Here is a 23878-nt window from a genome sequence, read left to right on the forward strand (position 1 = left end):
TATTGAAAATCAATAACAATATTCAAGCTTTAAACACGTTGAACCATTTACAAAAAAATAACTTCCGTCAAAACAAAACAATGGAAAAACTATCTTCGGGTTTGCGCATAAACAAGGCAGGCGATGATGCTGCCGGATTAGCCATTTCTGAAAAAATGCGAACCCAGATCAGAGGACTATCTCAAGCTGATAGAAATGTAATGGCGGAGTATCCCTTCTTCAAACTACCGAAGGGGCATTAAATGAAGTTCGCAGCATGCTTCAGAGAATGAGAGAACTGGCCGTCCAATCAACCAATGACACACTAACTGGTGAAGATAGGGCTAATATCCAGAACGAAATAGACCAATTAAAGACAGAAATAAACCGGACAGCAGAAGAAACAGATTTTAATACAATCAACACCTTAGCTCCTCCCTCTGTCGTAAAACCAAAAGACCCAGGTTCAGTGCAGCCTGGTCAGGTAGACGTAGTGTTTTTTATTGATGACTCTAGTACGATGCAAGAGGAAATTGATAAAGTAACTGGCGGGATTTCTCAATTTGTTGATGATTTATTAACTTATGGAGATATTAAAGTGGCTACGGTCAGTACCGTACATAACGACCCGGATCGAGTACTGCCGTTGACTGATGATGAGGAAGAAATACAAGAGCAGCTTAGTAACGAGCACTTTGCGCTAGGGGGAACCTCTACCCCTTATGACACGATCATAAATTACTTTCCAGATGGCTCAAGTACTGAAAGCGATGTAAATTCAACCCTAGATAAAAATGATATAAAAAGCTACGTGTTTGGCGTAAATTTTAGTTATGATGGTTCTACAAATACGTTCATGCAGTGCGATGCATATGATGAATTCGCCCGCCCGAAAATAAAGAAGACATTGCCTCCAATATCACACCGGAGCTTTCGAGCCAAATCATTAAGGATACCGAACTCGATGAAGAACCAGAGATAGGGTATAAAGATATCGACCTGCAAACGGGACCTAACAGCGGTGATAGGTTCACGATAGAATTGTTTGATGCAAGAATTAAAAATCTCGGAATTGAGGATTAAACGTAGAAGAACAAGAGGCGGAAGCAGCCATTTTAAGCCTGGATGACGTAATAGAGGAAGTCTCTTCCGAACGAGCGAAATTCGGGGCGTATTAGAATGCCTTAGAACACATTCATAACAACGTAACAAACAGTAAAGAAAATCTCACCTCTTCTGAATCTCAAATACGCGATGCGGATATGGCCATAAACATGACAGATTTCACGAAAAAAAATATTATAAACCAATCCGCAACGGCAATGTTAGCTCAAGCTAACCAGCTGCCGCAAGGTATACTCCAGTTGCTGCAATAAACCAGCCAACCCTATTTTATAGCTGATTCTTTTATTAATAACAAAGGACCCGCCATCTAAAAGGCAGGTCCTTCATTTTTTTATTCTTCTTCTGTTACTTCTTCAGCATCTACTACGAAAGTTTCACCGCCATAAAGGTCACCTATAGTAATGATGGCTTGTCCGTCATTTTTGGAGAACTGGATATTGGAAATCATGTACTCTTCAAGATCCACATCTGCTGAAAGGTCTTCTACATCATAATCCCAGCCATTATCTCCTTCAGTAAGTTGAAGAGCATCTACATCATCTGCAAGGCTGAGCTCAGTTACTTGCGGAATGCTGCTTTCAACTTCTACGTCTACTTGAGCAAGAGTAGTGACAAAGTCACCTTCTACTTGTTCAAGATAGAGAGTAGCAGTACCTTCAGACCGAGCATGTGCTTCAAATTCGAGTGCTTCTTCTACTTCAAGATCTTCATCTTGTTCTACTTCTCCATCGTCAGCAAGGCTTGCGATACTTGCATCACTAGTACGCAGTTGTAGATCACCGTCAAGATTGCCAAGAGCTTCTACTAATTCATCATCATCTAATTCAATATTTTCAAATGTTCCGCTTGTAGTAGCAGTAAATTCAAGATCTTCATCTGTATAATCAAGCTCACCGTCTTCATCAATGGCATCGTTCAAGTCTACAGATTCTGGATCAACATTTAGAGTAAACTCATCTACGCCTTCTAGTTCAACAAATTCTAAATCAACGGTACCAATCTCATTTCCATCATTAGAGAAGGTTAGTGTATATTCTCCTTCTAAATCTTCTGGGAAGTCTACATTTACTGTGCCATCAGCATGGATACCAGGGTTTCCGGAACCTACTTCTTCTCCATCTTCATCAGTGATAGAATAATTTACTTTTTCTCCATCACCAACCCAAGGTTCATCGTATTGATCAATAACTGTGAAGCTGTCGCTTTGGGCGTTAGTAGTGAAACCTTTCGTAGTGCCGCTTTCTTCGATACCAGTAATTTCTTGATCTTCTACTACTTCAAGGTCAAGTTCTACTGGTTCTTCAATACCATCAAATTCTACCGTAAGGGTAACGTCGCCTTCTCCATTTACTACAAGACCATCGTCATAGTAAGCGACACTTACATCACTAGAAGTTACATTTTCAATTTCAGGGAATTCTACTTCCTCATCGTCTAAAGTTTCGCCAAAGGCGTTAATTCCTTCAATTGCTTTGATAGTGTTCCCTTCGTTGGCAGAAGTAACATAGTCATTTTCCCAAAGGTCGTTATCATCAAATAAGCCAACTTCTGTGACTTCTGTGACTGCTTCGTCATCATGCACTTCTACGGTTTGCTGTTCAGAAGTGAATTCATTGCCGTCTTCATCTGTAATTTCCACAGCGTAACGGAAGCTTTCTTCTAAGTCCGAAGCATCAATAATTCCTTCTTCTTTTGTTGCGTCTCCATCAAATGGAGCGTCAATAGAATTATAAAGGAATTCTACTTCATATCCTGCTTCTTCTAAATCCTCAATAGATACGTTACGGAAGCCGTTAACAGTAAATTCTAGCTGCTGGTCTTCGTCACTTCTAACAGACGTAGTTGTGGCTTCTGCTGATTCCACTTCGATGCCTTCATAGTCAAAGTCGTACTCGAATCCATTGACAACAAGAGTTCCTGCAGTGCCTTCTAGATCATTATCAACATGCTCTACAGTAATAGATTCTCTGTCTTCACTGATTTCTACATTCGTAAGATCTACTTCTGTTTCTTCATCATCATTTACTACAGAAACATTCAGACGCTCTTCTACGTCTTCTTCATCCAAATCTTCACTGAGCTCGCCATCTACATCGATCTCAAAGCTTGTCGTAGATAGAGGAGTAATATCTTCTACTGCCACAGCTGGGCTTACACCAGTAATGGTTTGGCCAGTAGACTCGCCTTTATAAGAAAGCGTGTACTCTTCGTCTGCTGTTTGTTCTTCAGTCGTAAGACGAACAACGCTTCCTTCTGCGCTTCCGCTTTCTTCAGAGTCTGATGGAGAAATATCTTCTGCATCTAGTACAGCAAGCTCTGGATCAAAAGCGAAGTCTTCTGCGTTTACATCTTCAACCTCTCCGTCAAAGCTTACTTCAACTGTTGTGCTATCTACGGCTGCAGCGTTTGAAACACTTGCCTCTACTCCTTGATCTACTTGTATGGCACGGTCAAGAAAAGCAGCAAACTGAGCACGTGTTACGGTTTCTTTCGGACGGAAATTGCCGTCAGATGTGTTTGTAATGTTATATTGCGCCAGGATTTCAATATTGTTTTGGTGACTTTCGTGAGCTTCATCCAAATCTCCTACATCAGCATCTACATCATCACGAGGTTCAAGGTCAAACGCACGTACGAGAATCGTAGCCATTTGCTCACGAGAAAGATCCATTCCAGCAGCAAATTGCGTGTTGCCTTCACGACCTTTAATCAAATCAGCTTCTTTTACCGCTGCGGCATAAGGAGTGAAATAACTCTCTGGATTTAAATCTTCAAATGGAGGCTCTGCATTTTCATCAACATCAAGATCAAATGCAGCCACAAGCATAGCAGCTACTTGTCCACGGTTAATTTCTTCACCTGGACGATATGTACCGTCCTTATAACCACTAATAACTCCTTGGTCAGCAAGACGTTGAATCGATCCAGACGCCCAATAATCGTTGTCTACATCCGGGAATGCTTCTGCAGCATCAGCTGTTTGGACATCCACAGGACCTACTACTCCAAAAGTTGTTGCTGCCATAGCGGCGGACACTGATCCAGCGAGAAACTTACGATAAGATTTTGGTTTGTAAGACAAAATAATTCCTCCTTTTATTAGGTATTCTATCTCAGTTTTGATAGAATACTATTTTCTAATTTTCAGAGACTGTCACGTCATCTGGTTCCTCAACGATCTAGTGTCGGGTCATCGGAAACATCCGTGAAAGCGCATCCTCCGATTAGCTTTTTCCATTTTTTCAAAAAACTGCAAAAATCATTATACTTGCCGAAAATAGGACTGTCAATTCATATTATGGGAATATTGGGAATAGTTATGCATTACTTTTATGGGCAAATTGATTTATTACCGCATATTTTGACGTCAGTTTACAAAAATTCTACAACATTTTACTTATAAATTCCACCCTTTATTTCCCTGTAATCACAAAATTATAGTTAAACATCCTATTTTTTCATATTTTTCATAGGATAATAGCTCCTAAATAAGGACTTATGATAAAATAAAGAGTCTTTTATCATCGTTCATATGGATAATAAATTGGCAATCTTTCCCTTACTTTTCATATTGAAACATATTTTTTACGTTTATGTCACGCTTATGTTACGTTTTTGTAAAAAATGAGTCAAAAGTTTATAGGTTCATTGCCTCTTGTTTGACATTGACAAACAAATAAATAATTTTTCATTAAAAAAAGTCCGCGTAAATTGTACGCGGACTGTGTTTATTTTATGATTTTATTCTATTGTCTCTTCTTTTGCTTCCGTCTCTTCCTCTCCTTGCTGCTCTTCCATCTGCTGACGTTCGATTTCTTTCACTTTTTCTTCCATATATGTTTCTAAGTTTCCATCAACTTCATTGTAGTCCTCGTAACGGACATAAGAGATTTCATTAAACTCTCGTAATTCTCCAGCCAGTTCGATCGTAAAGGTAAAACGGCTGTCATATCCAAGCAAAAGGTCTGTATCTTTATCGATATAAGCGACCATATCGATCCGGTCAAGCTGGATGGAATCCAGGGCTTTTTGACTAAGTCCGCCGGCAGACTCCGTAATGCCTAGGCTGTTTAATTTCTTTTCTACTAATGTATGATGCCGTTCGTCTGTTCCTTTAAAAGATACTTCATAATAATCGTCTTCTTCTTTCATAAGAAATTCTTCTTCAAAATCAAGAAAGAAGTTCATATCTTCTGCGGGGCGCATCAGAGAATCGAGCTCACTCACTTCTGTGTCATACTCTTCCCATTCTTCCTTTTCTCTAATTTCTATTTCATCTCCATTTACCCGCAAATCAAGTTCGACAGGTTCTTCTAAGTCGATAAGGTTCATGTTTGTTTTTATGTAAGCTTCAAGTGGATCACTGTATTGCACCACTCCCCGTGTGAAGTTGCTTACTCCTTCTTGTTCTGCGTTCAACGAATTGGAATGAGTAAAATACACACTGTCGAGCTCTTCCATGGCCTCTATCGATTGTTTATATACTTCCTCTGGAAGCTGTTGTTCTCCGCAGGCACTTAGCAGCAACAAGCCAGTACTCACGACAACAGCGGCAGTTTTTTTTCCTATCATAATAATAGTCTCCTACTTCTCTTGTTGATTTTTGCATTACAGTGTTATTTTACAGTCCTCTTCGTTAAAAGGCAAAGATCGTTTATAACAGAAAGAATGGTAAGACTTTGGTACTCGGCTTTTTATAAAGTTACCATATTCCCTGTGGAAATCCTGTGACAAATTTCCCTTTGTTACAAAAGTGTTACAACGGTTAATCATTATTTATATCCTCATCATAACAGGGATTTTAGGCGTAATATAACCATTCTCTATTCCTTTCGAAAATGGAAATATCCTATGAAATTGGTGAGATTTGTATCATTTTGTCTTTATCTTGTTACACAAATGTAAAATCAGAGCGCCTTCTTACATGCTAGACTATGAACTGTGCTTAAAAGAGAGAAACAGACAAAATCCGACACTATCAATCTATTAATAAATCTACGTAACGAAATATACATCACAGTAGCGAGATTTCGACCTTTAAAAATTTCATCGAGAGGGGTGGCCTTTGTGGTCAAGAAAAGTTTTATGGCAGTAATGAGTCTTGTATTACTGCTGTCTGTATTTACGCTTCAGCCCGGGGCAGCGGATGCGGGGTCAAAAGCAGACAAAATTGAAGAAGAAGGCAGAAAGCTTTTAGGAACACCTTATAGTTATGGAGGAACAACTCCGAGCGGATTTGATTGTTCCGGTTTTACTAGTTATGTATTTGACAAAGTTGGAGAAGATTTACCTAGAACGGCATCGCAGCAGTACAACGTAGGGAAATCGGTAAAAAAATCAGACCTTCAAAAAGGAGATTTGGTTTTCTTCTCTGCAAATGGCTCATCTATCACCCATAACGGTATTTACATAGGAAACGGAGATTTTATTCATTCCTCTTCTTCTAAGGGGATCAGCATATCAAAAGTGGATGATCCTTATTACTGGGGCAGCCGCTATAAAGGCGCAAAACGAGTATTAGATGAAGAAGATAAAGATGAAGGGGTAAAGTCAGAAACATTAGAACCTCTTCCAGACGGACAGTATCATGATGTAAAAGAAGGTTTCTGGGCATACAACAGCATCACTTCATTAAGTGAAGATGGCATCATCAATGGATACAGCGACAGCACATTTAAGCCATCCAAAAGCATTACAAGAGGACAAGCTGCTACGCTTCTAATGAAAGCTTTAGATCTTCCTCGTGATGGAAAAGACAGCGGATTTAATGATGTAAGTGAAAACCATGAACATGCTACGGCCATTAAAGCAGTAAACGAAGCAGGTTTAATCACAGGAAATGACCGCGGTGAATATATGCCGGAAGATCCAATGACGCGCCAGCAAATGGCTGTTGTGTTCTATCGCGCATTTGAGCTTGAAGGAACGGATTATGACGGTGACTTTGTCGATGTAAGCGATGATCACCGTTACAATAAACACATCCACGCTCTTGCCGGCAGTGGTATTGCAACAGGTAATGAAGACGGAGAGTTCGAACCAGGCCGGGAAACAACACGTGCCCACTTCTCTGTTTTCTTGGAAAATGCATTAGAACAATAACATAACCGAATCAGTTAGGACTCGCCATCACGGCGGGTCTTTTTTATCGAAAGAAGCAGTGCTTACATGGTGGGGGCAGCCATGCATGAAAGTAAGGGGCTGGCACTCTTCTTTCTATCATATATGTTATCCAATGCACTTCCCGTAAAAGAGAAGCAGGCACTCTATAAGAGGGGGCCGCAGGCAAGTTTATCTGTATGGTAAAGGTATTACCTTCATTGGAAGATTTTAAACCTAATTTCTAAAAAAATTTACTTTTTTAAAAGTTTTTAGGAGAAAGGTACTGAGCGCCTGTTTGAAACTTTTTTATTCAAATAATCGGTAAAGACTACTACAATCTACCAATCTTTGAAATGTTGTTGTACCATTATTCATAGACAGACTTCAAAGATGAAAGCGGGGAATTGCAATGTTTCGCAGAATGCTAAGTGTTTGTGCAGCTTCTGCTCTTCTTTTTTCCTACCCTGACCCTGGGCTGGCAGAGACTTCCGGTTCAGATCAGGATGATACATATTTAGTAGGATTTGATGGAGCATTAGACTTAAATGTGGTGGAAGCAGCCGGTGGAGAGACCGGGAACGTTTGGGAGAGAATCCATGCAGCTGAGGTCAAAATGACGAAACAAGAAGCGGCCTGGCTGTCTTCTCAAGACGATATTGCTTATGTAGAAATGGATGAAGAAGTAAACACAGCTAGTGATCACGAATTGAAAAACTGGGGCTTAGAACATGTAAATGCTCCCCTCGCTTGGGACAATAGGGTGACCGGAAAAAACATAGATGTAGCTATTATTGATACCGGAATCAGTACCTCTCATCCTTCTCTTGATGTAGAGGATGGTTTTTCTACAGTAAGTTATACGGACTCATATAATGATGACAACGGCCACGGCTCTCATGTTGCAGGGATCATTGCAGCTAACCAGCCAAAAGCAGGACTTGTTGGAGTGGCACCGGATGCTAATCTATATGCCGTAAAAGTGCTTGGCGAAGACGGGAATGGATCTCTAACTCAAGTGCTTAACGGAATGGATTGGGCGATTGAACAAGACGTAGACATTATTAATATAAGTTTTGGCACCCTCACTGACTCCAACACAATGAAATCCATGCTGCAAGAAGCCTATGAAAATGACATCATTGTGGCAGCTGCTTCTGGTAATCGCGGAGAGTCATCATCATCAAGCAGCCGCGTAGAATATCCAGCACGTTACGATTCGGTTGTAGCCGTTGGTGCAATCGATGAAAACAATGAACGTGCTTCATTTTCCGCTTCTGGTGATGCTGTTGAGTTAGCTGCTCCCGGCCAGGAGATTGTGAGTACATATAAAGGCTCCTCTTATGGTCCATTAAGCGGAACATCGATGGCTACACCATTTGTCACCGGGGCATTTGCTTTATTAAAAGAAGCGTACCCAGACAAAGGAGCAGAAGAGCTTCGCAGTATGCTTCAAGACGAGGCCAAGGACCTAGGAGAACCAGGACGGGACTCCCGTTACGGATACGGCCTTTTACAAATTCCTGACTTAAGCGATGCTGCCGTAGAGGACAATGACGGCAGTTCGACTGAACCAGAAGATGAGCTAAGAGAAGAGCCAGAAGAAGAGAATATTGATGATAACCCTCTTGGAGAAAATCCTATCGAAACACCAGATAAAGACGAAAATAATAAGGAATTTTCGGCACCTTCTGGCGTACAATCCCGCGTGATTTATAATGACGATGGCTCAGCAGATGTATATGTGTTTTGGGATCGCACCCAAAACGAAGATATTTCTCATCATCAGATTTATAGAGACGGCGAATCTTATAAGCAGGTGAACAACGGAAAATTATTTAAAGATGAGAATGTAGATCCTGGTACATATACGTATGAAGTAACAGCTGTTGATGTAGACGGCAATGAATCAGTTAAAAGTGAGGCTGTGGAAGAAATCGTAGAACATAAAGACACAGAGCAGGACGAAGAAAAGGAAGAAAACACCGGCTTTTCTTGGCCGGAAAAAGTGGAAAACTCTCCTGCTTTTGAAGATGTAAGCGGGGACTACTGGGCCGCTGAGCCTATTCAGGAGTTATCTGCGCGAGGCATTATTACAGGCAGCGACGGCGTGTTCCATCCGGGAGAGTCTGTCAGACGCGGGCAGTCTCTTGCTATGATCGGACGGCTGTTGGACTGGAATGCGGACCCTGTTGACACCCATTTTGAGGATGTTGATGATGATTATTTTGCATCCGGCTTTATTGCTCATGCTACAGATGAAGGTTATATTTCCGGGTTTTCGGACGGTACCTTCCGTCCAAATGGTGACATTACCCGCGGACAAATGGCCGCTATTTTGGGCAGTGTATTTGAATTAAGAAGCAGCGAAAACGGAGCAGAACGCTTCTCGGACGTGAAGGAGAATACAACCGGACAGCGTGCCATTGGTTATTTAGCCGAAAATGGAATGGTGCGTGGTTATGACGATGGCACCTTCCTACCGGGAGAAAAGCTCTCCCGCGCGCAGTTTGCGAGCATTTTTTATAAATTAGGTGAGCATTTGCAGGAAAAATAAAGGAAAAAACCCGGAGCGAAGGGAGATGCCGTTCCGGGTTTTTCTATGTGTTTTTCCGAGCAGTTCCATTTACTAGTTATTTGGAGAAAATACTCCGTTCAGTTTATTTACAATACTATCGAAAGGAAGCGATTTACTTTCGTTACGAAGCAATTACTACCCATTATTTCACTTTACTATCGCAATCGGTCAAAATACTATCGAACACCACCTAATTCGCTTACTACTGCTGCACCATGAATTCAATTAAGCAAGCGTCAGCTCTCGCATAATTTTTCCCATTAAATGCTTTTCCTCCTGCACCTCTAAGCCGGCTGCTGAAATGTTCTCCATGGTCCGGCGGTTAATATTGGCTCCCCAGAGACGAACGATAAGCGGATTCAGGCCATCCATCAGCTTGCCTCCGAGCGGGTTCTCACTTCTCATATGTTCAAGCATATACACCCGGCCGCCGGGCTTCAGCACCCGCTTGATTTCTTTTAAGCCTTTCACCGGGTCTGGCACGGAACAAAATACACACGCGGTTACAACAGTATCAAAAGAGTCATCAGAAAACTGCAGCTCCTCGGCATCCATTTCTTTCAGTTCCACCGGTATTGCTGCTTTTTGCTTTTTCCGCTCCGCTTGTTTCAGCATCGCCGGGCTGAAATCAATTGCAGTCACTTTGTTAACTTTTTTCGTGTAATAAGGAAGGTTGGCGCCGGTGCCAACCCCGATTTCGAGCACTTCCCCTTCCGCTTTGGCCACCATGTTTTCGCGCCATGACGACCGGATCATCCTGTCCATCATGTCGAATACCGGCGCTATCCGCTCATACCGTTTTCTCGTCTTTTCCTGGGAAATAGACAAAAATATCACTCCTATTTATACATGTAACAACCGGGCATTGATAGCTACTATAATAGTGCTTAGCGACATTCGTACGGCACCTGCAGCCGGACTCATCACAATGCCGGCACCAAACACCTGCCGCAAAAGGAATGGCTATAAGGTTATAGCCTGCTGCCCACCACAGATTTTGGTGCATTTTGCGATGAGTGGCGCTCGACAATTCAATGACAAATACGACATCTTCAGGATCGCTTTCTACGAGTACCACATGGCGGATCAATTTATTCTTACACCCGACCCAGTTTACCACTTTTCTTATTGTCGCCTGTTAACATCATCGGCTTCATGCCCATTTCTTTTAAACGTTGACTGCTTCAAAGGATGTTTACCGTATCTGATCTGCTAAATCAATCATTGCCAGTACTTTACATCTTCCGCCATAAATATTACGGTTTTTCCTTGCTCCGACATTTCTTGAAACGTATCCTCTGAAAACTCCCAGCTCTGTTCTCTCACATAATCGGGACTCATTAACAGCCCGATCGGAAAAGTTTTGAGCTTTGGATTCAGATTCCTAAGCTTAGAACGAATAGTATATACTCGTCTCTAGGAAAGCGCCAATTCACTCACAGCCATTCCTGTATCATAGGAGAAAGCGCCATAATCGGGATGGTAAGTGTATAAAAGAAATGAAAAACCTAAAATATCGTGGTGATCATGCTCTGAAGAATAATGATCATGTTAATTATCATGTTGGTAATGATCATGGTTGTTATGTTTATTGTTATGTTTATTTTTGTGATGAGTCTCTTTCATATAGACACCCCCTTCTTGCTTAAAAAGCCCGGAAAGCTGTGCTTACCGGGCTGTACGTTTTAGGATGCCATTTCTCGGCATACTTTTGCACATTTATAACAAACTTCGGCACAGCGCTGGCAATGGTCATGCTCATGCTTCGCGCACTCATCACCGCAAGCCTGGCAGATCTCTGCGCACAATCCGCAAATTTTCCCAGCAAACGGACTGTTGCTTTGCATCGCTTTCGCTGCAAATGCACATATATCTGCGCATTCTCGGTCCAGCCGGATGCAATCTGCCATCATCTTCATATTATCTTCCTGCAAGCAAGCATCATAACACCTGTTACACTCTTCCATACACTCTAGACATGCTTGAATACATTCTTCATAGGTCATACAGCTCGTCCTCCTTCTTATGGCAAGTAATGTGGCCATTTTATGCCGACATTACAGCTTTACCCATAATTTATAAAGAAAATGTGAAGAAACGACATTTTCTTTTCTTTTTTATAAAATAGAAACCACTCCAAGTAACACCGCGGTTTCCTGGAATCGTTATTTGTGATCTTTATTTATCGCTTCATTTCGAAGGGTTTGTTTTATTTTATCATGCAGCTGTTTGGATTTTTCTCTATCCTTTTTGGTACGCAAAAAGCTTAATTGATCGCGCTCTAGTACTTTGAGTAAATGTTTTTTCTCCTCTTCGGTCAGCAGCATTATTTCTCTCCCCTGACTTCTTGTTTGTTTTCTGCAATTGTATCACAGGCTTTTCGTTTTATCTTATTCCTTGCTCGCTTCAGAAACCCTGGAAATTGACAACATTCTTATTGATGCAAAGACAAAGAACGTTTTCGGGGATGAGGAAAAGAAGAAATGCAAACTCTGGTCAGCAGTAATTCCTGCTTTTCAGAGTTTTTTTGACTCCGTTATATATATCCTTGCTTTTGGAGACGATCAATGGATTTTAACCAATCCTGCGGGTGAATATAGCCTTTAATCAGCACTTTCCCTGGAATATGAGACTGCATCATTACGATCAGGTCCATAATCAACGGAGTCGATAACTTGCCGTACTCATTGGTTACACCGAGTAAAATAAGCGGTGATGTTTTATTAATATAAGAACAAAGGTCCGAATATAAAAGTACAGCATCTGTTGTAAACGAACGCTTGATATGAATGTGAATGTGTCCCGTGCAAATTTTCCGATCAATAATAGCTTTTTCAGGATAAGAAGCAATTTGGTCTTCATGTAAATGTTCGATATACTCTTTCATTACCTGGTATATATTATTCCAATGAGCTTGTGTAATTTTATTGGGAAGCAAATGCAATTCAAGTGCTTCTAATTCCAATGGATCGGTATGCATGAAATCCCTCCTGCTGCAACAAAATATTGCTTCATCCTCTTTGACACTTCATGTAAGGGCATACATGAACTACAATATCCCCCTGTCATTCCACAAATAAAACCTAACCCCGTGAACAAGAGTTAGGCTTCTTATTAAAAGTAACGCTTTACTCCTAAATATCTTTCACCCCAGTAGTGTGTGTTCATGTTGCTAACCGTAACCCCGGTGGAACTTCCAGCATGAATAAACTGATCGTTTCCAATATAAATGCCAGCATGAGAAGGCCCTTCTTGATATGTTTCAAAAAATACGATGTCCCCTACACGTGGAGTATTTACAGTAGTACCGGCATCATAAATATCAGCAACTGTTCTCGGCAGTTCTACTCCGTTTTCTTTAAAAACATATTGTAAAAACCCGCTGCAATCAAAGCCAGAGGTGGAAGTACCGCCCCATACGTACGGGGTTCCGACATGCTCTGCAGCATCAGCGATGAGATTCGTGGCGCTCACTTTTCCGCTTGAAGGAGACTCTGTTGGTTTCTTTTCTTTAGAAGGTTCTTCTCCATTTAGCAGCTGCTTTAACTTACTGGCGGTCTCAGGACCAACCATTCCATCACTCGTTAACCCGTGTTCTTTTTGAAAGCTCTTCACTGCTTTTTCTGTAACTTCTCCAAATACACCGGTTGCTTCCATTTTCATAAAACCAAGCTGTTGCAGCTGCGTTTGCAGTGTTTCTACTTCCTCTCCTCGTGATTCATAGCGAAGTACGGAAGAAACCTGGTTGTTTTGGGAGTTCGCTTTTTCGGTATCCGTCTGGCTTTTTAAAGATGGAGCTTGTTTTGGATTGTTTTGCAATGTATTCAGCGTTTTCGGACCAGCCAGGCCATCTGCTTGAAGGCCGTTATTCTTTTGGAATTTGCGCACAGCTTCTTCCGTTATTGGCCCAAAAATGCCAGTAATATCATTATTATAATAGCCTAAATCTTTTAATTGGCTCTGCAATAGGGAGACGTCACTATTTTTATCACCGCTTGCAAGCACTTTAAATGTATCAGAATAGGTTTGTTTATTATCGGCTGCTTGAGAAGTGGCACTTTTTGAACCAGATGCCGGCTCATTCACCGTCCTGGCACTCTTTAAAGCAGCAAAGGTTTGCGGACCAGCAATCCCATCAACGGTAATATTTTCTTCTCTTTGAAATCTTTTTACTGATTCTGATAATTGCCGTCCATAATAACCATTTTTTTCTCCATTGTAATAGCCTAAAGCGTTCAGCTGCTTTTGCAGCTCTTTTACTTCTCCGCTTTGGACGCCAATTCGCAATATAGTGGAGCTTCCAAGCATCACTTTTTTTTCGTTATTCGGCTTAGACTCTGCAGTTGCAGAAGCTGTTTTTCTGGATGGTTGAGAACGTTCGGTTAACAGCACTCCAAAAGTTTCGGGACCGGCAACTCCATCAACAGTCAAATTATGTTTTTTCTGAAATTCCTGGACTGCTTCTTTAGTACGGTCTCCATAATAGCCCGTTGAGGTATGATATGTAAAATAACCTTTATCTTTCAACAGATCTTGAAGCTTTTTCACCTCGTCATTGTTTGCGCCTGGATACAATGTATCATCGCCAAACGCTGCATCGGCTGCAAGCGGTGCAGCTAAAATTGCACCTGTGACTGTGGTGGAAGTTACTACTACTTTTTTCATTGTAGTGGTAGTCTCGAACAAGCTCATCCCTCCCCGTTTTGATAGAGGCTCCTTTGGGGTAAGAGCCCATATTTTTTATTTCCTTGTTTACTAGATTCATCATTAAAAAAACTTATACACGGTGAAGAATCTAGATGCTTCTCTGCCTCTCATTCAGGTCTATTAGCGCAGAACATTTCTTTACATCTATCATTATATAGCTTTATCGCAAATTTAGCCATATTTTTTCACTATATTGAATGAATTTTCTGCACTTTTTTATGAAAACTGGAGGAGAAGTGTTTTTTAAGTAGATTGCGCGCAGCTCTTCGGGATGTATGCATTGTTTATTTAGGTTTTTGCACTGCTTTGGCAGATTTATGTCCTGCTTTTTTAGGTTTATGCACCACTGTTTGGAGCTGGGGGGTGACGATTTTCGCCTGGATCTGCTGTGATTTTATGGGGATTTGCTTTACTTTTTCGGAGTTATGAACCGCTTTAGCGTCAAGTTTTATCAACGAAAGAGGCAAGTGGTCATGCTGGTTGTTCAATATGGTGAATTTCCCGTTTTAAAAAGGTAATATTGTTATGCATTAATTTGTGAGATTTATGCACGAATTTTACCAATTTATGAACAACAATGAGATGAAACCGAGTGGAGAGAACAAGAATATCGATTTGAAAAAAGTAGTTTTTGTGAGGAAGACGGAGGTCGTTGAAAATGAGACATTCATTTTCGGGGAGAAAACTCAAATAATAATCGAGCGATTTTTCACCGCGATATCCTGCTGCACTTTTGCATGTTCCTCCTCTATTTCTTCTCTTTTTTGATGGTTTGGAGGAAGCCTTCACAAAAGTGCCTAGTCCGGCCTCAGCCGCATGCGAAGTATACCACGAACCCATCACTTCTCTCGATACGGACGGTGGGGCCCCAAACCCCGTCCACCGTATCGGGGAAGTCTGAATGGAATCGTGCGGTAGCCGTAACCGTTGCATTCGCCATTTATTTCTTCCAACAGAAACTCTTTTATCTATTCATCCGATACCTTTTTTCGTTCTCTTGGAGGAGTAGCCTGATGTAATTTATCCGGCTAGTACCCCATTTCCTTGATAAATAAATATCTAGACCGATTCCACTCTCGATAAGTCTGGAGTTTTCCCTTGTAAAAGATTTAATTTTTCTAAAGAGTAAGCGACGTTCAAAACATTTTCCTCCTTAAAAGCAGGACCCATAATCTGCAACCCAACAGGCAATCCATCTTGTACCCCACATGGAATACTTAACGCCGGAAGTCCTATCAAGTTCCCTGGGCCGGTAAATCGGATCACTTCGTCAAGGAAATTCAATTTTTGACCATTTATATCAACAGTATTATTTCCAATATTCGGTGGAAGGAATGGTAATGTTGGTGTGATCAATACATCGATATTGTCAAAGATCCTGGCGAAATCATTACTTAATTGACGGCGGATTTGCTGGGCTTTTAAATAATCCACAGATGAAACAAGTTCTCCAAATTCAAGCAAGAAGCGAACATCATCTCCAAAGTTCTCAGGTTGTTTAACTAAGTTATCATGATGAATAGCGCTTGCTTCAGACGTAATAGTAACCAGTTCTCCGAATTCAGAAAATTGAAGAGCAGGTATCTTAATAACTTCAATTTTTGCACCTAATTTTTCAAGTTCAAGGATGGCCTTTCGGACAGAGTCTTCAACTCTTTTGTCGACATTATTAAAAAAGTATTCTTCGTTTATACCAATAACAGTGTTGGTTAGATCTTCTCCCAGTAAGTTTGTAAAGCTCTTGGTTGGGGTATCTACAGAAGTTGGATCTTTAGGGTCGTAACCAGAAAGGGTTTCAAGAAGTAAAGCAGCGTCGTATACCGTTTTTGTCATCGGTCCGATATGGTCTAATGACCAGGATAAAGGGAAACATCCGTATTTACTAATTCTTCCATGTGTTGGTTTTAAGCCAACAATGCCGCAACATGAAGCAGGAATACGTACAGAACCACCAGTATCCGTTCCCAATGAAGCTATGGTCATATTACTGGCAACAGCTGCACCCGAACCTCCACTTGATCCGCCAGGAATTTTACTTATATCCCAAGGATTCCGACAGGCACCGAAATGCGGATTAGTTGTTGTCGCTCCCCAGGCATATTCGTGCATGTTAAGTTTACCAGAAAAGATAACACCTTCATTTTTTAGTTTAGATATCACCGTGGCGTCAAAGTTAGGTACAAAATTCTGGTGGATTTTGGAACCTATTGTTACTTTTTCGTCTTTAAAGTATAAAATATCCTTCAAAGCCATGGGAATGCCGTGAAGAGAACCACGATAGTTTCCGTTCATAATCTCATTCTCTGCCTGTTGAGCAGTTTATATGCTTTTTCTTTTTCTATTTCGATATAAGCATTGATTTGTTCATCATAAGCTTCTACTTGATTCATAACAGCATTGGTTAATTCAACAGGTGAAAGTTTTTTATCACGTAATAAAGGATACAATTCCTGAATCGATTTTGTTGCCAGGTCTTGATTCATATCTGGTCACCTCCGGGTACATGTGTTAAGCCAATGTCATAGTCTGCACACATGGCCTTGTCCAAATTCTTTTTTAATTGTTCGAAAGCTTCCCACTGGGCTAGTAATGGTTGTACATGATTTTTCGGGACCATGATTCCTTTGTCTTCCAAAGTTCTAAGAATATGTTCTTCCATTTTTCTTCCTCCCTTAATCGAATCATTAATAAAATCTATTGCTCTTTGTAGACAATCACCTCTTTAAGCTTTTTGATAAGGGACAACGAAAATCTTTTGTTGTCCCATTTTCAGTATTTTTTGATTAATAAAAAACTCCGTCTCGTGAACCGTTGAGAAATTCTTTGGTAAGGACTTCGACCTCTTGCTTGTCCACCATCCCTGTTTCAACTACAAGACGCTCCAAGGCCGCCAGCCAGTGCTCATAATAATTCCAATCAGAGTTACCTTTTTGCTTTTCCCATGCATCGATCTCCTGAATCAGAAGATTTCGGAAATCATCCCATGAGGTATAAAGTTCTTTCTCGTACAAAGCCAGAGCCATACCAAAGGAACGACTTTCCCACGGCTCTTGAAACTCTAGTTCTCCATTTTTTCGAGGTAAGGCGGTTTTATCGGGCATATACGCAATCATTGAATCAACAGTATCGTTTCCACAATTTTTCATTAGTACCCTACCCTCCTTTACACATTAGCCATTGGTACTTCTACTTTAGCAACACCAATCATGGAATCCCGAGTGACGATTTCTGCAAGTTCCTCTTCAGTCATATTCTCAGTACCTGAGGGTCTTTGAGGCAGTACTATATATCGAATTTCAGCGCTGCTGTCCCATACCCGGATCTCTGTGGAATCTGACAGTTCTAAACCGAATTCCTTGAGTACCTTTCTTGGCTCCTTGACAATACGGGAGCGGTAAGCTGGTTCTTTATACCAAGCAGGAGGTAAGCCAAGCAATGGCCAAGGATAGCACGAGCAAAGGGTGCAACAGACGACATTTTGTACCGTTTCTGTATTTTCGACAACTTTGATATGTTCACCCTGCAAACCAAAATATCCAAGCTCCCTTAATACAGTTTCTGAATCTTCCAGCAGTCTTTTTTTGAAATCAGGATCTTTCCAAGCCTTAGCAATAACCTTGGCCCCATGCATAGGTCCAATATTCGTCTCGTAACGTTGAACAACACTACTAATAGCATCAGACGATACAATTCCTTTTTCAATTAAGAGTGATTCAATAGCTTTTGCTTTTGCTGACCATTGTGATTCTGGATGGTGATGATGGTCATGTGAATGATGATGCTGTTTATTTGTAGTCAAAACAATTCCTCCTTTAGAAAATGCTTAGTTTGATGATGCAGGTTCCAAATAACTTTCCCATAGATCAAGATAGACTGGGTTACTCTGCTTTACTCCCCATAATTCTTGGCCCTCAAAACGGATGGAATAAAGATATTCAGGATTTTCTCCTTTCCCATGAGCATGATCATCAGGAAATACATGTGCACCGTATACCGCATGTACCACCCCATATTTACCGCGAGCATAACGAGGCAGCCGTGTATGGCCGCTTGGGTGAACGTTGTTTGTCTTCACTTTGGCTCCCACCTCAAACTTGGCAAGCGTTGAAAGTTGACGGTGTGTAGAAGCACCTATATCTATCACTTTTTGCAGATGAGCCACTAATTCCGGATTGTCCCGGTTTGGTATTTTGGTTTCAGGTTCTTTCAGGAAAGTTTGAGTGCGTTTTTCAATTTCTGCGGGGTCCAATACTCCCTTTTCAACTAAATTCCGCTCGATCGTTGCAATCCAGTGGCCATAATATCCTGAAGTCAGATAATCTACTGGATTCATTAGCTCAATTCCATGTCTGAATTCATCAAGGTTCATTAAACCTTGACCAACTGTTCCAGCCATAAGTCCAAAGGCAACCCTTTCCCAATCCTCGTAGAAGCAAGGCTCGTTTTCTATACGTACAATTTCTCCTAACCCATCCATACCTCCAACATCATGGATACCGTTCATTTGTCTACCTCCCTATGTAATTTTGTTACGACTTTATATTGCAAGAATTGTTCCAATTATAAAAAATTTTGAAAAGACAGAAAAATAAGTATACCGGGGTATTAGCTTTTTCGTATCTAGACCATTGAATTAAAAAATGTATTTTTGACCGGTCTCTGTTCGGACAGGTGTACAGTTCGACGATTTTATTCAATATTATATTTTTTGAGTTTTCGATATAAAGCACTTCGAGATATTCCTATCTCTTTTGCAGCTTTCGAACGATTGCCGTTGGTTTTATGAAGAATATAAGAGAGGTATTCCCGTTCACTTGTTTTATCTGTTGATTGATCTACTTCTAAAAACTCACGAGCATGAAAGGAATCGAAATGTTCCCCATCATGTAGGTATACAATTCGCTCTATTACGTTTCTTAGTTCTCTTAAGTTACCTGGCCATGTATGTTCTTTGAATATACTCATTGCACTTGAAGTAAAAGAGATTGGCTTTCGTTGCACTTTCTCACAGGCTTCAGATAACATCGCATTCATTATCACTTCTAAGTCTTCGATTCGTTCTCTTAAAGAAGGTATTTTTATAGTTAAGACGTTTAATCGATAATAAAGATCTTCGCGAAACTTTTCTGTTTCAACTAGTTCTTTCATATTTTTATTTGTCGCAGCTAAAAAATGAACATCAACTGGAATTGGTGTAGTACCCCCAACTCTTACCACTTGCTTTTCTTCTAAAACTCTAAGAAGAGTAGCCTGTAAATCAAGTGGTAAATCTGCTATTTCGTCTAAGAATACAGTTCCTTTGTTCGATGCTTCAATTTTCCCTTTATTTCCTTTATGTTTAGCACCTGTAAAGGCTCCCCCTTCATAACCAAACAACTCTGTAGTAATTAATTCTCGAGGCAATGCTGCACAATTAATCGCAGTGTAAGGATGATCCCTTCTTTCGCTTTGCTTGTGAATAAAGCGGGCCATAAAGTCTTTTCCAACTCCACTTTCTCCCTGAATAAGGATACTTGCATCACTTCTTGAAACCTTCATAGCTGTTTGTAAGGTCTTCTGAAAAGCTGTATTTTTAGTGTTTAAGGTAAATAAGTCTTGTGTGCTATTAGCCTTTGATAAGATTTCCTTCGTGTGGGGATGTATAAGTGTTAATGTGGCTAACTGTTTACCTTGGCTTATTATTTCTTCTGTTTGGATGGAAAAATTATTTTCATTTACTTCTAATTCGGTAGATGGAAAATCTTTATCAAGGCCGCTCACTATGTTTTTTTCATTTAATCCTAGCTGTTCATTGTTTTCGCCAAACAACTTTAAAAAGTCATCAGCAGATTTATTTTTGTATAATTCTATCCCTTGATTATCTGATGCTAGAATGCCTAATTTAGGAACATATTTAGTTAATACGTGTGATAACACTTTCTCTTTCATTTTTGATTTATTTAATTGGTACCTTTCACTAATGGTTCGAGCACCAGAAACAGCCAGTGTATATAATTCTCGTAAATCATTCTTGGGTCCCAGACGACACACGTCAAATGCTCCAAGGAATGTTCCATCCACAAAAATGGGACATGCAGAACAATCCCATGATCGAAAACCTAAACAGTAATGCTCCTTCCCTGAAGTAGCTATAGCTGTTCTAGTTCTAAGTACAATGGACAGACCTGTTGTACCAACGTCTTCTTCCAGCCAACGGGCACCTACTGTTATTCCACTATGTTCCGCTGCTCTTCTAGATGGTTTATCAGTCAACATTTCAACTATGTATCCTTCAGCATCCACAATTAAAAAAAGGTATCCCTCCCCATTTAAAACTTTATTAAAGTCTTTCATCACTTGTAACGCAGCGTTAATGAGATCTTGATTTCGCTGTCGTCTTCTATCAAAATCGTCTTGTGAAATATGTGAAAAAACTTCCTCCCTCTCATGTGAAATGCCCAGCTGTTTACATCTGTTCCACGATTCCAGGATTTCTCTTCGCAAGTTGATGTTCGTCCTACCTTCAAGAACAAACTTACTCCATATCTCCTCTTCCATCATACTTGTCCTCCCTCAAAATCTGATTTTATCCTAGCTCCGGATTTGATTTTTTATATCCTTAATTCTACCAGGTAACCAAAAACACCTTCTTAATAAAAGCGCCAATTGTAGAATGATAGATCACCTGTAAGGAAGGCAATTATATTTTATCAATTTACGTCTTTAGTTTTGATACTAAGCCATTATCTTTCGTTTAATCTCCAAGACGCCCTCCACATTTTTGGGAAGGTGTGATTTCTCGGAGCACTGCTTTTTCCGCGCAGAACAAAAGCGCAAGCGCCCTGATCAGCCTCGACAGGTAAATGTTCTCCAGTCATGAAAGGCGCTCTTACTTCCACAGGATGTGGTGACTTCTGCGTTGCGAATACGATGTTCGCGATTCTAGCAAAAGTTCCTTAAACCTTCTTGGGCCTCCGAAAGGCTGGGCGCTGAAGCTAGACGCGGATCAAACAATATGAAGATAGTTATCCACAACTTGTAAAAACATAATTGCCTAAACAACAAAAAAAACACCCTGGCAGCGGGTGCTTTTTTCATTACTCTTCTTCGGTGCCTTCTTCTACGTCTGCTTCTCCTTCTGCGGGTTGTTCTGTTTCGTTATTTTCAACCGAATAACCTTCTGATTCGATTTCTAATTCTTCTATAACTTCTGTCCCTGCGTCTTCCGCTGGGTTGTCACTGTTTCCGCAAGCAGTGAGAATTCCGCCGGCCATTAGTGCTGTTGCTGAAATGAAAAGCATTTTTTTATTCATGGTGTCTACCCCCGTTACAGGCTCGAATTTAAGGGCTGAGGTATCAGCTACGCCTTATCCTAACAAAAGGGGCTTTCTTCAGTCTATATTAAGTATCTATTTTTGAAGCTGTTTCACTAGTTTCACACAAGTATGCGAAAGTCCTTATTTTTTTCAGCATGTTATAACATTCTTTTCGAACGAGTTGTTTTATGTGAGACTATATACTTCGTATCTTTTCCATACATTTCTTCCATAGTATATCGTCTCATAAGCAGGGTTCACTAGAATAATGCGTTTTGTTCTATTGCTGGAGGCCGCTTCCCTGGTGTTACGCCCTCTTCTCCCTCTTAGCAGCTAACTCTATAAAGCATTCATTTCATTGAACCTGCTAGTTTTTAATGACTTTGTAAGATTATGGTATGGACTTTGCTGCGTCGAGCTATGATTGCCTATATTTTAGACTATTTTCTTGCACATACCTATGCTTCAGTATTTATCCTTATGTTGAAACCTTAGAAAAGTCGTTTTCTCAGAGAGGCCGCGCTGCAATTCTTTGATATATGAACAAAATTCGAGCATTTATGAACAACTTTTTACCTTTTATGCCCGAACTTCTAAAGGATACCAACCAAACTCATTTTCCTTGTTGGAAGATTGCACTCCTTTTTCGAATTTGTGCACCATTTTCTCCCTTTTATGAACTGTTTTCTATCAAATATGAACCATTTTCAACATGCACCGAGGCGCTGGATCAAAATACTCTGCTTTTGCACAATTTTCACCGGCATATGCACATCTTTTAAGAATATACCACCCAAAATCCAGCCTAAATGCTGCTCCTCTGCAACATCTGACGGCGGGGTCTGGCCCCTCCATATTTTAATGTGCCGCCTTTCCAGTGATTTGCACAACTTTCTCCTCTATCTGCATAACTTCCTACCTTTATGCACACCTTTTCACCTTTTATGAACGAATTCTCCAAGCTTTTGCCCCACTCATTAAAAAAGCGGGACGGCTTCCTGCTTCCGTCCCCGCTGTCGGTCTTATTCGGTTAAATATCTTCTCGCGCTGTGATAACTATCCGCATAATCAGATTCGTCAACTTTCACCATTTCTACGGTGCTTCTGGAATTCGGTGAATGGATCATTTCTCCATCACCGATATACATGCCGACGTGATGAACAGCACCTTCTCCTCCATTATATGCGAAGAATAAAAGGTCGCCGACTTCTAAATTATCTCTTTCGACATGTTCCCCATGTTCTGCTTGTACACTGGAGTCTCTTGGTATGGTGATGCCGTGTGCTTTATAAATCGTATGGGTAAAACCGGAGCAGTCAAATCCAAAGCCTGTTACACCGGCCCATAAATATGGAAGATCATTAAACATTTCTCCTGTTTCCACTAAATCTTGTGGAGACGGATCGGGAATATCGTCTACCGATCCATAGATATCAAGATCTTCCTTATCTGCCCATTTATATCCATCAGAAGGGGTAGCGAGCAGCACCCGTTTTGATTGTTCTACAATTACCGGCAGCCTTGTATTAAAACTCACTTCTATATGTTCTTTCTGAAGTGCTCTGTCATGATAAAGGTGAGCTGTTGGTGATGTAATAGTGGCAAAATCTTTTGACTGCATGTGTTCAAACCAGCGGCTTTCCACAATTTGCTCTTTTGGCACCCAGCCCGGATACCCAGAGTCATGGCGTGGAGTTGGCTGCCCCTCTACCGCTACTTTCACCCAGTCTCCCTCTTCTTCAAGGACGTCCACTTTCATTCCATATAATGCTTGCGTTTCAAGGCTGCCGACGAGATCGAGTTTATCATCAACTGTCATTGATTCCGTCCACTCCCACGGCTTCACCGGGTTCGATAATGCAGGTTCATCGATGTCTCTTGTGTCGTCCGGACTTACCCACACTGTCATAACAGAAACATCTACATAGGCTTCTTTCGTTTCTTCTGAATCTTTTTCTGCCGGGGCTGCTGCTGAAAGCATAGGGAGATTTAATAAAATCGCTGCCGCTAATGAAAAAATAAGTTTTTGCCATAATTTATTCATTTTTTTCCCCTTCCTAAAAGGCGCGCACATTTATAATTTCTGAAAATTAT

Annotated in this window: 20 protein-coding genes and 2 pseudogenes; 4 read left to right on the forward strand and 18 right to left on the reverse strand. The window is 40.8% G+C overall.

All coding sequences use genetic code 11. The features are described 5' to 3' along the window. Nucleotides 1-2: 2 nt before the first annotated feature. A pseudogene (locus tag ACE1TI_RS05375) lies at nucleotides 3-394 on the forward strand (flagellin N-terminal helical domain-containing protein); the annotation flags it as partial. Between the two features lie 778 nt (nucleotides 395-1172). After that, nucleotides 1173-1355 (forward strand): flagellin, encoded by a 183-nt coding sequence (locus ACE1TI_RS05380; RefSeq protein WP_375006639.1) that lies wholly within the window; start codon nucleotides 1173-1175, stop codon nucleotides 1353-1355. A gap of 80 nt (nucleotides 1356-1435) precedes the next feature. On the opposite strand, the gene ACE1TI_RS05385 is transcribed toward ACE1TI_RS05380, so the two are convergent. Both ACE1TI_RS05385 and ACE1TI_RS05390 read right to left on the reverse strand, forming a co-directional pair. Further along, nucleotides 1436-4186, reverse strand: a complete 2751-nt coding sequence (locus ACE1TI_RS05385) for an S-layer homology domain-containing protein (protein ID WP_375006552.1) — start codon at nucleotides 4184-4186, stop codon at nucleotides 1436-1438. Nucleotides 4187-4845: 659 nt separating this feature from the next. Further along, nucleotides 4846-5676, reverse strand: coding sequence for a DUF6612 family protein (locus ACE1TI_RS05390; RefSeq protein ID WP_375006553.1), 831 nt, complete (start codon nucleotides 5674-5676; stop codon nucleotides 4846-4848). A gap of 495 nt (nucleotides 5677-6171) precedes the next feature. On the opposite strand from ACE1TI_RS05390, the gene ACE1TI_RS05395 reads away from it, so the two are divergent. Continuing rightward, complete coding sequence (locus tag ACE1TI_RS05395; protein WP_375006554.1) at nucleotides 6172-7206, forward strand: C40 family peptidase; 1035 nt, start codon at nucleotides 6172-6174, stop codon at nucleotides 7204-7206. 409 nt (nucleotides 7207-7615) lie between these two features. Beyond that, nucleotides 7616-9760, forward strand: a complete 2145-nt coding sequence (locus tag ACE1TI_RS05400; protein ID WP_375006555.1) for a S8 family peptidase — start codon at nucleotides 7616-7618, stop codon at nucleotides 9758-9760. 246 nt (nucleotides 9761-10006) lie between these two features. Here the strand turns inward: ACE1TI_RS05400 and ACE1TI_RS05405 are convergent, their stop codons facing one another. From ACE1TI_RS05405 to ACE1TI_RS05480, 16 genes and pseudogenes are all read right to left on the reverse strand, one after another. Next, a complete protein-coding gene (locus ACE1TI_RS05405) occupies nucleotides 10007-10609 on the reverse strand; it encodes a class I SAM-dependent methyltransferase (RefSeq protein ID WP_375006556.1) in 603 nt (200 codons plus the stop codon). Beyond that, entirely contained in the window at nucleotides 10572-10871 is a 300-nt protein-coding gene (locus tag ACE1TI_RS05410; protein ID WP_375006557.1) for a hypothetical protein, read from the reverse strand. The genes ACE1TI_RS05405 and ACE1TI_RS05410 overlap by 38 nt, the downstream gene beginning before the upstream one ends. Before the next feature lie 595 nt (nucleotides 10872-11466). Next, nucleotides 11467-11787 (reverse strand): four-helix bundle copper-binding protein, encoded by a 321-nt coding sequence (locus ACE1TI_RS05415; protein WP_375006558.1) that lies wholly within the window; start codon nucleotides 11785-11787, stop codon nucleotides 11467-11469. A 159-nt stretch (nucleotides 11788-11946) separates the two neighbouring features. Continuing rightward, nucleotides 11947-12108, reverse strand: coding sequence for a hypothetical protein (locus ACE1TI_RS05420; protein ID WP_375006559.1), 162 nt, complete (start codon nucleotides 12106-12108; stop codon nucleotides 11947-11949). 209 nt (nucleotides 12109-12317) lie between these two features. Then, nucleotides 12318-12761, reverse strand: coding sequence for a hypothetical protein (locus ACE1TI_RS05425; RefSeq protein WP_375006560.1), 444 nt, complete (start codon nucleotides 12759-12761; stop codon nucleotides 12318-12320). Nucleotides 12762-12895: 134 nt separating this feature from the next. Then, entirely contained in the window at nucleotides 12896-14467 is a 1572-nt protein-coding gene (locus ACE1TI_RS05430) for a peptidoglycan-binding protein (protein WP_375006561.1), read from the reverse strand. A 305-nt stretch (nucleotides 14468-14772) separates the two neighbouring features. Continuing rightward, nucleotides 14773-14976 (reverse strand): hypothetical protein, encoded by a 204-nt coding sequence (locus tag ACE1TI_RS05435; protein ID WP_375006562.1) that lies wholly within the window; start codon nucleotides 14974-14976, stop codon nucleotides 14773-14775. Further along, entirely contained in the window at nucleotides 14960-15421 is a 462-nt protein-coding gene (locus tag ACE1TI_RS05440) for a nuclease-related domain-containing protein (RefSeq protein ID WP_375006563.1), read from the reverse strand. Before ACE1TI_RS05440 ends, ACE1TI_RS05435 begins: the two co-directional genes overlap by 17 nt. A 126-nt stretch (nucleotides 15422-15547) precedes the next feature. Next, nucleotides 15548-16971 (reverse strand): annotated as a pseudogene (locus tag ACE1TI_RS05445) (amidase). Next, the gene (locus ACE1TI_RS05450) at nucleotides 16968-17147 is read right to left on the reverse strand and encodes a hypothetical protein (RefSeq protein ID WP_375006564.1); all 180 of its coding nucleotides are present in this window, start codon (nucleotides 17145-17147) and stop codon (nucleotides 16968-16970) included. The pseudogene ACE1TI_RS05445 and the gene ACE1TI_RS05450 overlap by 4 nt, the downstream one beginning before the upstream one ends. Nucleotides 17148-17271: 124 nt before the next feature. Further along, nucleotides 17272-17634, reverse strand: coding sequence for a nitrile hydratase accessory protein (locus ACE1TI_RS05455; RefSeq protein WP_375006565.1), 363 nt, complete (start codon nucleotides 17632-17634; stop codon nucleotides 17272-17274). Nucleotides 17635-17651: 17 nt separating this feature from the next. Then, nucleotides 17652-18287: a nitrile hydratase subunit alpha gene (gene nthA, locus ACE1TI_RS05460; protein ID WP_375006566.1), complete on the reverse strand. Its 636-nt coding sequence runs from the start codon at nucleotides 18285-18287 to the stop codon at nucleotides 17652-17654. A gap of 24 nt (nucleotides 18288-18311) precedes the next feature. After that, complete coding sequence (gene nthB, locus ACE1TI_RS05465) at nucleotides 18312-18992, reverse strand: nitrile hydratase subunit beta (RefSeq protein WP_375006567.1); 681 nt, start codon at nucleotides 18990-18992, stop codon at nucleotides 18312-18314. Between the two features lie 185 nt (nucleotides 18993-19177). Beyond that, on the reverse strand, nucleotides 19178-21028 hold the full coding sequence (locus ACE1TI_RS05470; RefSeq protein ID WP_375006568.1) for a sigma-54-dependent Fis family transcriptional regulator: 1851 nt from the start codon (nucleotides 21026-21028) through the stop codon (nucleotides 19178-19180). 536 nt (nucleotides 21029-21564) lie between these two features. Then, nucleotides 21565-21780: a hypothetical protein gene (locus ACE1TI_RS05475; RefSeq protein WP_375006569.1), complete on the reverse strand. Its 216-nt coding sequence runs from the start codon at nucleotides 21778-21780 to the stop codon at nucleotides 21565-21567. A gap of 1025 nt (nucleotides 21781-22805) precedes the next feature. Beyond that, entirely contained in the window at nucleotides 22806-23828 is a 1023-nt protein-coding gene (locus tag ACE1TI_RS05480) for a C40 family peptidase (protein WP_375006570.1), read from the reverse strand. Between the last annotated feature and the right edge of the window lie 50 nt (nucleotides 23829-23878).

It is taken from the genome of Alteribacillus sp. JSM 102045 (assembly GCF_041949975.1).
GTDB lineage: Bacteria > Bacillota > Bacilli > Bacillales > Marinococcaceae > Alteribacillus.

What these genes read in the sequence shown, in the direction of transcription:
- ACE1TI_RS05475 (WP_375006569.1), bottom strand. Translation starts at nt 21,780, where the DNA reads ATGAATAAAAAAATGCTTTTCATTTCAGCAACAGCACTAATGGCCGGC.
- ACE1TI_RS05455 (WP_375006565.1), bottom strand. Translation starts at nt 17,634, where the DNA reads ATGAAAAATTGTGGAAACGATACTGTTGATTCAATGATTGCGTATATG.
- ACE1TI_RS05420 (WP_375006559.1), bottom strand. Translation starts at nt 12,108, where the DNA reads ATGCTGCTGACCGAAGAGGAGAAAAAACATTTACTCAAAGTACTAGAG.
- ACE1TI_RS05470 (WP_375006568.1), bottom strand. Translation starts at nt 21,028, where the DNA reads ATGATGGAAGAGGAGATATGGAGTAAGTTTGTTCTTGAAGGTAGGACG.
- ACE1TI_RS05450 (WP_375006564.1), bottom strand. Translation starts at nt 17,147, where the DNA reads ATGGAAGAACATATTCTTAGAACTTTGGAAGACAAAGGAATCATGGTC.
- ACE1TI_RS05425 (WP_375006560.1), bottom strand. Translation starts at nt 12,761, where the DNA reads ATGCATACCGATCCATTGGAATTAGAAGCACTTGAATTGCATTTGCTT.
- ACE1TI_RS05480 (WP_375006570.1), bottom strand. Translation starts at nt 23,828, where the DNA reads ATGAATAAATTATGGCAAAAACTTATTTTTTCATTAGCGGCAGCGATT.
- nthB (WP_375006567.1), bottom strand. Translation starts at nt 18,992, where the DNA reads ATGAACGGTATCCATGATGTTGGAGGTATGGATGGGTTAGGAGAAATT.
- ACE1TI_RS05400 (WP_375006555.1), top strand. Translation starts at nt 7,616, where the DNA reads ATGTTTCGCAGAATGCTAAGTGTTTGTGCAGCTTCTGCTCTTCTTTTT.
- ACE1TI_RS05390 (WP_375006553.1), bottom strand. Translation starts at nt 5,676, where the DNA reads ATGATAGGAAAAAAAACTGCCGCTGTTGTCGTGAGTACTGGCTTGTTG.
- ACE1TI_RS05440 (WP_375006563.1), bottom strand. Translation starts at nt 15,421, where the DNA reads ATGCAACGGTTACGGCTACCGCACGATTCCATTCAGACTTCCCCGATA.
- ACE1TI_RS05415 (WP_375006558.1), bottom strand. Translation starts at nt 11,787, where the DNA reads ATGACCTATGAAGAATGTATTCAAGCATGTCTAGAGTGTATGGAAGAG.